Source organism: Rhizobium sp. R635, from assembly GCF_002211285.1.
Lineage (GTDB): Bacteria > Pseudomonadota > Alphaproteobacteria > Rhizobiales > Rhizobiaceae > Rhizobium.
Genome location: NZ_LOKX01000032.1, coordinates 376,112 through 386,783, shown reverse-complemented (window position 1 = coordinate 386,783; position 10,672 = coordinate 376,112). Strand labels below are relative to the sequence as shown.

Below are 10,672 nucleotides of genomic sequence, written 5' to 3'. Positions count from 1 at the left end.
TGGTCGGCGATGCGGCCAAGTGCAAGTGGATCTCCGATCTGCTGCTCGACAATTGCGGCGTCTATGTCCAGCCGATCAACTATCCCACCGTGCCGAAGAAGACCGAGCGGCTGCGCATCACCCCGACGCCGCTGCATTCCGACGCCGATATCGCCCATCTCGTCGACGCCCTGCATTCGCTCTGGTCGCGTTGCGCGCTGGCAAGGATGGTGGCCTGAGAATACGTGCCGCGACCTTGATGAAAATAACCGGACTACTCCGCTTCCAGCAGAAGAGCCGTGGCGAGATAGCCCATGCTTATCGTGCTCGCGAAGAGATAGATGAACAGGCCCTGAGCGATATAGTTCTGAAACTCCCCTGGCGCGGAGCCGAAGGGTAAAAAGCCGTTCTGCCAAATCAGAAAACCCACGGCGCATCCAATTGCAAAGCCCGTGGCCAATTGAGTGAGCATGAAGCTGATCATGCGAGGCATGGGGAAACCTCAAGTTTGACTGAGGTAAACGGCAAGCAACCGAGAATGTTCCGGCCGCAAATGATCTTTATCGACCGAAGGATTTAGAACGGTGCATCTTCTCCCTTTTGCAGCGAGTGTTTTCACGCTTCTCATTTTGCCGGGACCAACCAATGCGATATTGGCGATCGCATCTCAGGGGCTGACCTCCAGGCGGGCGATCATGCTTCTTGCAACGGTCGTCTTCGCCTATCTTGCGATTGTTCTTTCGGTCTCAGGTCTGGCCGCTCCCATTCTCCGTGATCATCCCGCGGTTTCGCAGGCCGTCAAACTTGCTTCGGCGACTTGGGTTTTCTACCTCGCACTCCGGCTCTGGGGTGTCGGAGCGAGCCCTGTCGTGGTCGTAAGAGTACGACAGCTGGCCGTGACCACCCTGTTGAATCCCAAGGGGTTCATAATCGGGCTGACGATAATCCCTCCCGCGCAGCAGGCATCGTCGATAGCCATTGTCGCCGTTCTCGCATCCATGGTGCTTCTGGCCTCCTCCATCTGGCTGTCGATGGGCAGGATCGTGCTGGGAGGTGGAAAGCAGTTACCCTTGTTTGCCCGGCGCTGCAGCTCCGCAACTCTCTTCATATTCTCCGCCGCGCTAACCGTCAGCGCATTTTGACGGGATGAAACGCGCGCGGGGCTGCGCTGTGCCTGGATTATCCCGCAGCACCTCCGCTCGGCGAATGGCCGCCCGTCGTTGCGGTTATCGCCTGCTGTATCCACGTTCGGAAGCGCGCCTGTGTCACCTCGTTCCAGCGTTCACGCGCTCCGACGAAATAATAGCCGCCGAGCCGGACGTCGGTTTCGAGCAGTTCGACGAGCCGGCCGGCGCGAAGATCGTCTGCGGCGATCAGGCGTGTGGCCAGCGCTACCCCCTGGCCCGTGACGGCCGCGTCCACCGTGAGATTGGCTGACCACAATCGCGGTCCGTTCAAGACGACCTCATGTTCGAAACCAGCCTTGCGGAACCACTGTCGCCATTGATCGCGGCTTTCCTCGTGAATGAGCGGCTGGCGGACCAAATCGTCAAGGGTGCGGATGGGCGCATTCCTGCTGATCCAATCGGGGCTCGCGACCGGGAACATCCGGGGCCTTTCCAGCAGGATCCAGCGGACATTTCCTCTTGGCTCCTCCGAATAGCGGATGTCGACATCGGCCTCATAGCGGCTGAAATCCGGCTCGAGGTCGGTGGCGCGCATGACGAAGTCGATGCCGGGCAAGGCCAGCTGGAGCTGGTTGAAGCGCGGCGTCAGCCAGCGTGTTGCGAGGCCGGGGACGCACCAGACGCGCAGGACGGTGCGGCTGATGGCGGGCCGCAGTTCGGCGGTCGATTTGGCGATGAGGTCGAAGGCCGTTCCCACAGTCTCGGCAAAAAGCCTGCCTTCCACCGTCAGCCTGATGCCGCGCGGGCCGGCATCGACAAGCCGCGTGCCGAGCCATGCTTCGAGATTTCGGACATGCCGGGATATGACCGTATGGCTGAGATTGAGATCGTCGGCGGCCTTGCGCATCGAGCCCAATCGGCTGACCGCTTCGAAGGCGCGGACCATGGACAAGGGCGGCAAACGCCCACGCGGCGGATCGCCATCCAGCTCGGTTGCTTCTGATTTCCCTCTGCGCAAGCGTATCCCCCACTGAAATGGGCTGTGATCGAACCAAAGTCAGACTGCTGTGCACAGCCCGTTATGCCACAGAACGCAAACGGCCTGTGTAATGAAGAGTGGCGCACCGTGGTGCATATAATGCACCACTCATTCCTCGAATGGAATTCCGGATTTTTCGATCATAAGCAGGTGGATTCCGGGCAGGGCCGGTTTGAAGACCGGCGGCGGCTGGTCTGGAGTGGTGCATCCACGGTCCCACCGCGGTCAAGAAAAAGCGCCTTCTCGCCTGCCGGGACATAGGACAGCATTGCCGCATCACTAAACAAACAGGGGAAGAAGAATGAACCTCAACAAAACCTCGACGATTGCAGCCTTGGGCCTGTTGTCGCTGACGCTTGCGGCCGCGCCGGGCATGGCCAGGGATCTCACCGTGGCGTCCTGGGGCGGGAACTTTCAGGATGCCCAGCGGGAGATCTACTTCAAGCCCTTCTCCCAACAGGCCGGCAAGCCGCTCCTGGATGAAGGATGGGATGGCGGCATCGGTGTTCTCCAGGCGAAGGTCAAGGCAGGCAGCCCTTCCTGGGATGTCGTGGAGGTCGAAGCGGATGAACTGGCGCTCGGCTGCGCCGACGGGCTTTTCGAAAAGGTGGACTGGAACAAGCTTGGCGGCAAGGATGCATTCCTGCCTTCAGCCGTCAGTGATTGCGGCGTGGGCGCCATCGTCTGGTCGACGGCGATCGCCTATGACGGCGCCAAGATTGCCGATGGTCCCAAGTCGTGGGCCGATTTTTGGGACGTGACGAAATTTCCCGGCAAGCGCGCCCTTCGCAAGGGGCCGAAATACACGCTCGAATTCGCGCTGATGGCCGATGGCGTTCCGGCCGACAAGGTTTACGACGTCCTGGCGACGCCGGAGGGCGTCGATCGTGCCTTCGCTAAACTCGATGCCCTCAAGCCGAACCTCGTCTGGTGGACATCGGGCGCTCAGCCGCTGCAACTGCTTGCTTCCGGCGAAGTCGCCATGACCAGCGCCTATAACGGCCGCATCACCGGCATCAACCGCTCCGAAGGCAGGGCGTTCAAGGTCGTCTGGCCCGGCAGCATCTACGCGGTGGACAGCTGGGTCGTGCTGAAGGGTGCTGAAAACAAGGACGCGGCCTTCGACTTCGTGGCCTTCGCCAGCAAGCCGGAAAACCAGGCGAAACTGCCGCAATATATCGCCTACGGCCTCACGAACAAGGCAGCGGACAAGGACCTGCCACCGGACCAGCTCGCGGACCTGCCGACCGCGGCCGCCAACATGGAGGGAGCGCTCAGCCTCGATACGGACTTCTGGATCGACAATTCGGAAGCCCTGACGAAGAGGTTCGATGCGTGGCTGGCTCAGTAGCAACGCTATCTTCTCCCCACGGATCGCTCCAAGGAGCCATTCGTGGGGTTCCCGCATTCCTTGAGAACTGACGACCCGAACGGAGGGCCATCGTGGCTACGCCGCGCATACGCTTTGACAGAATCTCCAAATCCTTTGGCACATTTCAGGTCGTCAAGGACCTGTCGCTCGATATCGACAAGGGCGAATTCGTCAGCCTGCTGGGACCCTCGGGCTCGGGCAAGACGACTTTGCTGATGATGCTTGCGGGATTTGAAAATCCGACCAGCGGCGGCATCTTTCTCGATGATCGCCGTATCGACCACCTGCCGCCGCACCGGCGCGAAATGGGCGTCGTCTTCCAGAACTACGCCCTCTTTCCGCACATGTCGATCGCCGACAACATCGCCTTTCCGCTCAGGATGCGCGGCATCGGACGCAGCGAGATCGAAGATCGGGTGACGCGTGCGCTCGACATGGTGCAACTGTCGGCAATGAGCGGCCGAAAGCCGGCCCAGCTTTCCGGCGGTCAGCAGCAGCGTGTGGCGCTTGCCCGCGCGCTGGTCTTCGAGCCCACCGTGGTGCTGATGGACGAACCGCTCGGGGCGCTCGACAAACACCTGCGCGAACAGATGCAGCTCGACATCCGCGACCTTCACAAACGCCTGGAACTGACCGTGGTGTTCGTAACCCACGATCAGTCCGAGGCGCTGACCATGTCGGACCGGATTGCGGTCTTCAACCATGGCAAAATCGAACAGATCGGCTCGCCGCGTGAGATCTACGACCGCCCGCGAACGCGCGTCGTCGCCGAATTCATAGGGGAAACCAATCTCATAGAAGGAACGGTCAAGGCGACCGACCCGACGGGGACGGCAGTCGAGATCGTTGACGGGCGGCACGTGGTCGTATCGGGCGGCCGCTCCCTCTCTGTCGGAAGCCGTGTCCACATTTCTGTCCGTCCCGAGCGGATTTCTCTGGCGGCACGGGGACAAGGCTCGCCAGCCAATGCCCTGCCGACGAAGATACTCGACAGCGTATACCAGGGCGATCACCTCAGGGTGCAGCTCGACGAGAATGCCTTCCGCTTCGTGGTTCGAACCGACAGGCGGTCGGCGGAGTGGGCGCCGGGATCCGACGTGGTGGCGCATTTCTCGCCGGACGACTGCTGGGTGATTGCCGCATGAGCGCTTTCCGTCAACGTCTCGGCACCTTGGCCCTCGTGCTTCCGCTCGCCTTGTTTCTGAGCGTCTTCTTTATCTGGCCGCTCCTGACCGTGCTGGGCCAAGCAGTGTCAGATCCGGTCGTCAGCCAGAACCTGCCGCGCACGACAGCCGCTGTTTCCAGCTGGGACCGTATCTCCGCGCCTTCGGACACCATGCAGGCCGCGCTTGTCGACGATCTGAAACTGATCGAGGACGACCAGAGCCTCGGCGAGGTGGTCAGACGGTTGAACAGTGCCCAGCCGGGTTTCCGCACGCTGATGAGGAAGACCGTAACGGCCGTGAGAGACGGCACGCAGCCGCTCGTCCTTGGAGAGGTCGATCCGCGATGGAACGATACAGCGTTCTGGCGGGCCATTGCCGACGCCATCAGCCCTTATACAGATCGCAATCTTCTTGCCGCCGTCGATCTTCAACATGATGCCGCGGGGGCGATCGTGGCGATGCCGGCCGAGGAGTCGGCCAATCAGGCTATACTTCTGAGAACCTTCGCCGTGGCTGCCGTCGTGACCTTGGCGACCGGCCTCATCGGGCTGCCATACGCGATGCTGGCCGCCGCCTCGAACGGCTGGCGACGCCAGCTTCTCCTGGCCGCGGTGCTGCTGCCGCTGTGGACGTCGCTTCTGGTGCGCACCGCGGCCTGGTATATTCTTCTTCAGGATAAGGGCCTCATCAACTCGGTGCTGATGTCGCTCGGCCTCGTCAGCGGCCCCTTGCCGCTGCTCTTCAACAGGACGGGGGTCATCATCGCCATGACGCATGTATTGCTGCCTTTCATGGTTCTGCCGATCTACAGCGTTCTCATCGCCATCCCGCGAAATCTCATGCCGGCGGCCGCTTCCCTCGGCGCAAGGCCGATCAGAGCCTTCCTGCATGTTCTGCTGCCTTTGACGCTGCGTGGCATCGCCTCCGGCGGCCTGCTCGTTTTCATGGCGGCGCTCGGCTATTACATCACACCCGCGCTCATCGGCGGACCGAAAGACCAAATGATCAGTTCGGTCATTGCCTTCTACGCCACCGGCTCCGCCAATTGGGGCATGGCAGGGGCGCTCGGCATCGTGCTGCTCGCCGTCACGATCGTGCTTTACGGCATCTATGGGCGGCTTTCCATGAAGACGACGGGGGCATGAGATGATGGCGCGCTTATTCAAATTCGCGTTCGGCGCGGCAGCGGTCGTTTTCCTGCTGGCTCCGCTTTTGGCGATCCTTCCGATCGCATTTACGTCAAGCAGCTTCCTGGCCTATCCCATTCCGGCCTTCTCGACCCGCTGGTTTGCGGAGCTTGCAAATACCGAAGCCTGGCGGCGATCGATCGTCAACAGCTTGCTGATCGGCACGGGAACCACGCTGCTGTCGACGGTGCTCGGCATGTTGGCGGCGCTCGCATTGCGCAGGCGCATCGTCTTCGGTTCGGCATTGCGAACGATCTTCCTCCTGCCCATGGTCGTTCCGGCGGTCGTCCTCGGCGTCGGCCTCCAGATCCTGTTTGCCCGGCTCGGATTTGCGAATACCTTTGCAGCCGTCATCGTGGCCCACACCGTTGTCGCCGTGCCCTTCGTGCTGGTGAGCATCACCGCATCGCTCGAAGGCATCGATTATCGGGTCGAGCGCGCGGCGGCGAGCCTCGGCGCGTCGCCCCGGCGGGTTTTCTGGAAAATAACGCTGCCGCTTGCCGTGCCGGGCGTGCTGTCGGGCGCAGTGCTCGCCTTCGCCACATCGCTGGACGAGGTCGTGCTGACGCTTTTCGTTGCCGGACCGAACCAGTTGACACTCGCGCGTCAGATGTTCTCCTCTATCCGCGAGAACATCAGCCCGGCCATCGTCGCCGCCGCATTCCTGTTCATCGTCGGAACGGTCCTTCTTGGCGGCCTGCTGGCCGCCGTACACAAGCGGGCCCGCCTCGTGGCCGCAGGCTGAGATCCCGATCCCCTTTGGGGACGACCGCACAAGCAACCAAGACAAAACACGTCAGAAAATGAACATCAGGAGGATATCGTGAGCTCCACCTCGCTTACCGATCGTAAGAATACAGCCATCGCTCGTGGGGTTGGCATGACAACCCAGATCTATGCAGAGCGCGCCGAGAATGCCGAAATCTGGGACAAGGAGGGCCGCCGCTACATCGATTTCGCCGCCGGCATCGCCGTTCTCAACACCGGGCACCGCCATCCCCGCGTCATCGCGGCCGTCAAGGAGCAGCTCGAGCATTTCACCCATACCTGCCATCAGGTCGTGCCCTACGAGAGCTATGTGCATCTCGCCGAACGGCTGAATGCGCTGGTGCCGGGCGATTTCCAGAAGAAGACGGTCTTCGTCACCACGGGCGCCGAAGCGGTCGAGAACGCCGTCAAGATCGCGCGTGCGGCGACCGGCCGCTCGGCCGTCATCGCCTTCGGCGGCGGTTTCCATGGCCGTACCTTCATGGGCATGGCGCTGACCGGCAAGGTCGTGCCCTACAAGGTCGGCTTCGGCGCGATGCCCGGCGATGTGTTCCATGTTCCTTTCCCGGTCGAGCTGCACGGCGTCTCCGTCGACCAGTCGCTTGCGGCGCTGAAGAAACTCTTCGCCGCCGATGTCGACCCACAGCGCGTCGCAGCCATCATCCTCGAACCGGTGCAGGGCGAAGGTGGCTTCTACCCGGCGCCTGCCGCCTTCATGAAGGCGCTGCGCGAACTTTGCGACCAGCACGGCATCCTCTTGATCGCCGACGAGGTGCAGACCGGTTTTGCCCGCACCGGCAGAATGTTCGCGATGGATCATCATGAGGTCGCCGCCGACCTGACGACGATGGCGAAAAGCCTTGCCGGCGGCTTCCCGCTCGCCGCCGTCACCGGCCGCGCCGAAATCATGGACGCGCCGGGACCGGGCGGGCTCGGCGGCACATATGGCGGCAATCCGCTCGGCATCGCAGCCGCCCATGCCGTCCTCGACGTCATCGCGGACGAAGATCTCTGCAACCGCGCCAACCAGCTCGGGGCACGATTGAAGCAGCGGCTGGAATCCCTGCGTGAGAAGGTGCCGGAGATTGCCGATATCCGTGGGCCGGGATTCATGAACGCCGTCGAGTTCAACGACCGGACGACCGGATTGCCGAGTGCGGAATTCGCCAACCGGGTGCGGCTGGCCGCGCTCGACAAGGGCCTGATCCTGCTCACCTGCGGCATCCACGGCAACGTCATCCGCTTCCTCGCGCCGATCACCATTCAGGACGAGGTCCTCGGCGAAGCGCTCGACATTCTCGAAGCCTCGATGCTGGAAGCAAGCGCCACGCGCTAAGGCGCAGCGGAACCGCATTTCAATGGCTGCCGCCAGCCGGCAGCCACACTCCCAGGAGATATGACATGGCTTTCACCGCCGCACTGACCAGGCACGTTCCCTTTTCCTCGCCCTTGCTGCGCGATGCCGGCTATATCGACGGCGTCTGGACATCGGGCGATGCCGAAAAGACCTTCGACGTGCTGAACCCCGCAACCGGCGAGCTGCTCGCCTCGCTGCCCGATATGGGCGCTGCCGAGACGAAGAGGGCAATCGATGCGGCTTATGCCGCCCAGCCGGCCTGGGCTGCCCGCCCAGCCAAGGAGCGCAGCGTCATCCTGCGCAAATGGTTCGACCTGATGGTCGCCAACTCAGACGAGCTCGCCGCCATCCTGACGGCCGAAATGGGCAAGCCGTTCCCGGAAGCGCGCGGCGAGACCCTTTATGCCGCCTCCTATATCGAATGGTATGCGGAAGAGGCCAAGCGCATCTACGGCGAGACGATCCCCGCGCCGTCCAACGACAAACGCATGATCGTCATCAAGCAGCCGGTCGGCGTCGTCGGCACGATTACGCCGTGGAATTTCCCGGCGGCGATGATCGCCCGCAAGATCGCTCCCGCACTTGCCGTCGGCTGCACCGTGGTATCGAAGCCCGCCGAACAGACGCCGCTGACGGCGATCGCGCTTGCCGTGCTCGCCAAGCAGGCAGGCGTTCCGGCCGGGGTCTTCAACATCATCGTCGGCGTCGACGGCCCGGCGATCGGCCGCGAGCTCTGCGGCAACGAAAAGGTGCGCAAGATCAGCTTCACCGGCTCGACCGAGGTCGGCCGCATCCTGATGCGGCAGTGCGCCGACCAGATCAAGAAAGTGAGCCTGGAGCTCGGCGGCAACGCGCCATTCATTGTCTTTGATGATGCCGATCTCGACGCCGCCGTCGAGGGTGCGATCGCTTCGAAATATCGCAATGCCGGCCAGACCTGCGTCTGCGCCAACCGGCTCTATGTCCAGTCGAACGTCTATGACGCCTTCGCGGCCAAGCTTGCCGCAAAAGTCGCCGAGATGCCGGTCGGCGACGGCTTCGAGGCCGGCGTCGTGATCGGGCCGCTGATCGACGAGCAGGGCCTTGCCAAGGTGGAAGACCATGTCAGCGACGCGCTCGCCAAGGGCGCCAAGGTGCTGACCGGCGGCAAGCGCCTCGACGGCGCCGGCACCTTCTTTGCGCCGACGGTTCTGACCGGGGTTGCCCCCGGCATGAAGGTGGCGCGCGAGGAAACCTTCGGGCCGGTGGCCCCTCTCTTCCGCTTCGAAACGGTGGAGGATGTCATCGCCCAGGCCAACGACACGGAATTCGGCCTCGCCGCCTATTTCTTTGCCGGCGACCTGAAGAAGGTCTGGCGGGTGGCGGAAGCGCTCGAATACGGCATGATCGGCATCAATACCGGCCTGATGTCGTCCGAGACGGCGCCCTTCGGCGGCATCAAGCAATCCGGCCTCGGCCGCGAGGGCTCACGCCACGGAGCCGACGATTATCTGGAACTAAAATATCTCTGCATCGGCGGTGTATGAACGGGGCGTGATCGTCGGACGCCCCACGACGCGCGGAGCCGTCTGATGTCGGCTGTTCATCTTGGAGTGGTGACGCGAGGGCACCACTGAACGGGAAATAAAACGCCTGCACACATCCAAATGAACAGGGCAGCATTTAACGGCATCACCAAGGAGGAAAGTGATGTCCGACACCAATGATCATGCTGCCGGCTTTATGCGAAAATCGGCTCGTGAGGGAATTCGAAGCCTGATCGAGCGTGAAAGGCCAGAAACGATCGCTGCCTTTATCGGGGAACTAATCATGGCTGCGGGCGATGTTATTGTATCCAATGAGAAATCGTCAAATTCGGCCCAGGAGAATCACTGGAGTTCCATAAGCTATCTTATGCCATTTTTGCACCAAAAGATTGTATTTCGCTACCCAAAGGCGTTGCCTCTCACTGGGAGCCGCCTCTCTTCACGCAACTCAAAATATCCGTGCCGCAAATCGGCGTTGCGGCGCGGATTGCCGGATCGTCGAGCCATCGACGATAGCTTCCAAGAAACTCCACGTCCTTATAGGCGTAGGTCTTCGCCTTCCGTTTGATCCGGCTGGCGTCCAAGGCTTGCGGCGTAACGACCAAATGATGGGCCAGTTCCTTGAAGACCCAAGGCTCTGTGCCCTTTTCCTTCTCGATAACACGCACGTGAAAATACGGATCGTCGGGCCGCCCGGTGGTTTTGTACACATCCGCCCATCGCACCGTTTTTGCCGACACCGACAGGATAATCGTCTCCGTTTGCTGTTGGGCATGCACCGGGGCACCCATCAGCGCGGCAACCAGGGTCAAGCTGCTGAACATACGCATAGATCTTTCCCTGCTCCTGCTGCGTACCGATTGCGAAGAACATGGACGCATCTTGTTTCTTCCAGCGCGACATAAGCGCGACCTGCTTCGATTTTCAATCCTCAGGCGAAAGGTTATTAACGCCGCTTAAACCAGATCCATGGGGAAGAGCGGCCCGGCACAGTCCAAACGGATGCGGGGTGATTGATTCCGAATTGGAATTCTATATGCAAAAGGTTGCAAGATTCGCGGAGATATACGAATGAGATGCCGCCCTCCCCGCGGCCGTATGATCACACTTCTTCAGCCCGAACTTTCCCCCGCAATCAAGCCAACAGATGA

The 10,672-nt window shown here is 61.6% G+C and carries 11 protein-coding genes; 8 read left to right on the top strand and 3 right to left on the bottom strand.

Annotated features, from left to right (window positions below; genetic code table 11):
• A partial coding sequence (locus ATY78_RS21295; protein ID WP_141105659.1) for an aminotransferase class I/II-fold pyridoxal phosphate-dependent enzyme occupies positions 1 to 218 on the top strand: 218 nt, incomplete at its 5' end.
• 35 nt (positions 219 to 253) lie between these two features.
• On the opposite strand, the gene ATY78_RS21290 is transcribed toward ATY78_RS21295, so the two are convergent.
• Positions 254 to 472: a hypothetical protein gene (locus tag ATY78_RS21290; RefSeq protein ID WP_088684274.1), complete on the bottom strand. Its 219-nt coding sequence runs from the start codon at positions 470 to 472 to the stop codon at positions 254 to 256.
• A gap of 91 nt (positions 473 to 563) precedes the next feature.
• Between ATY78_RS21290 and ATY78_RS21285 the strand changes: the two genes are divergently transcribed.
• Positions 564 to 1,121, top strand: coding sequence for a threonine transporter RhtB (locus ATY78_RS21285; protein WP_088684273.1), 558 nt, complete (start codon positions 564 to 566; stop codon positions 1,119 to 1,121).
• Between the two features lie 37 nt (positions 1,122 to 1,158).
• Here the strand turns inward: ATY78_RS21285 and ATY78_RS21280 are convergent, their stop codons facing one another.
• The gene (locus tag ATY78_RS21280; protein ID WP_088684272.1) at positions 1,159 to 2,052 is read right to left on the bottom strand and encodes a LysR substrate-binding domain-containing protein; all 894 of its coding nucleotides are present in this window, start codon (positions 2,050 to 2,052) and stop codon (positions 1,159 to 1,161) included.
• 394 nt (positions 2,053 to 2,446) lie between these two features.
• On the opposite strand from ATY78_RS21280, the gene ATY78_RS21275 reads away from it, so the two are divergent.
• The 6 genes from ATY78_RS21275 (at position 2,447) to ATY78_RS21250 (ending at position 9,521) form a co-directional block, all read left to right on the top strand.
• Entirely contained in the window at positions 2,447 to 3,496 is a 1,050-nt protein-coding gene (locus tag ATY78_RS21275; RefSeq protein ID WP_088684271.1) for an ABC transporter substrate-binding protein, read from the top strand.
• A gap of 92 nt (positions 3,497 to 3,588) precedes the next feature.
• Complete coding sequence (locus ATY78_RS21270) at positions 3,589 to 4,662, top strand: ABC transporter ATP-binding protein (protein WP_088684270.1); 1,074 nt, start codon at positions 3,589 to 3,591, stop codon at positions 4,660 to 4,662.
• Positions 4,659 to 5,828, top strand: coding sequence for an ABC transporter permease (locus ATY78_RS21265; protein WP_088684269.1), 1,170 nt, complete (start codon positions 4,659 to 4,661; stop codon positions 5,826 to 5,828). The genes ATY78_RS21270 and ATY78_RS21265 overlap by 4 nt, the downstream gene beginning before the upstream one ends.
• A 4-nt stretch (positions 5,829 to 5,832) precedes the next feature.
• Entirely contained in the window at positions 5,833 to 6,615 is a 783-nt protein-coding gene (locus ATY78_RS21260; RefSeq protein WP_210191812.1) for an ABC transporter permease, read from the top strand.
• Positions 6,616 to 6,693: 78 nt separating this feature from the next.
• Positions 6,694 to 7,974: a 4-aminobutyrate--2-oxoglutarate transaminase gene (locus ATY78_RS21255; RefSeq protein ID WP_088684267.1), complete on the top strand. Its 1,281-nt coding sequence runs from the start codon at positions 6,694 to 6,696 to the stop codon at positions 7,972 to 7,974.
• Between the two features lie 65 nt (positions 7,975 to 8,039).
• Entirely contained in the window at positions 8,040 to 9,521 is a 1,482-nt protein-coding gene (locus tag ATY78_RS21250; RefSeq protein ID WP_088684266.1) for an NAD-dependent succinate-semialdehyde dehydrogenase, read from the top strand.
• A 419-nt stretch (positions 9,522 to 9,940) separates the two neighbouring features.
• Here ATY78_RS21250 and ATY78_RS21245 read toward each other — a convergent pair whose 3' ends face one another.
• Positions 9,941 to 10,351 (bottom strand): DUF5086 family protein, encoded by a 411-nt coding sequence (locus tag ATY78_RS21245; protein WP_088684265.1) that lies wholly within the window; start codon positions 10,349 to 10,351, stop codon positions 9,941 to 9,943.
• Positions 10,352 to 10,672 lie beyond the last annotated feature (321 nt).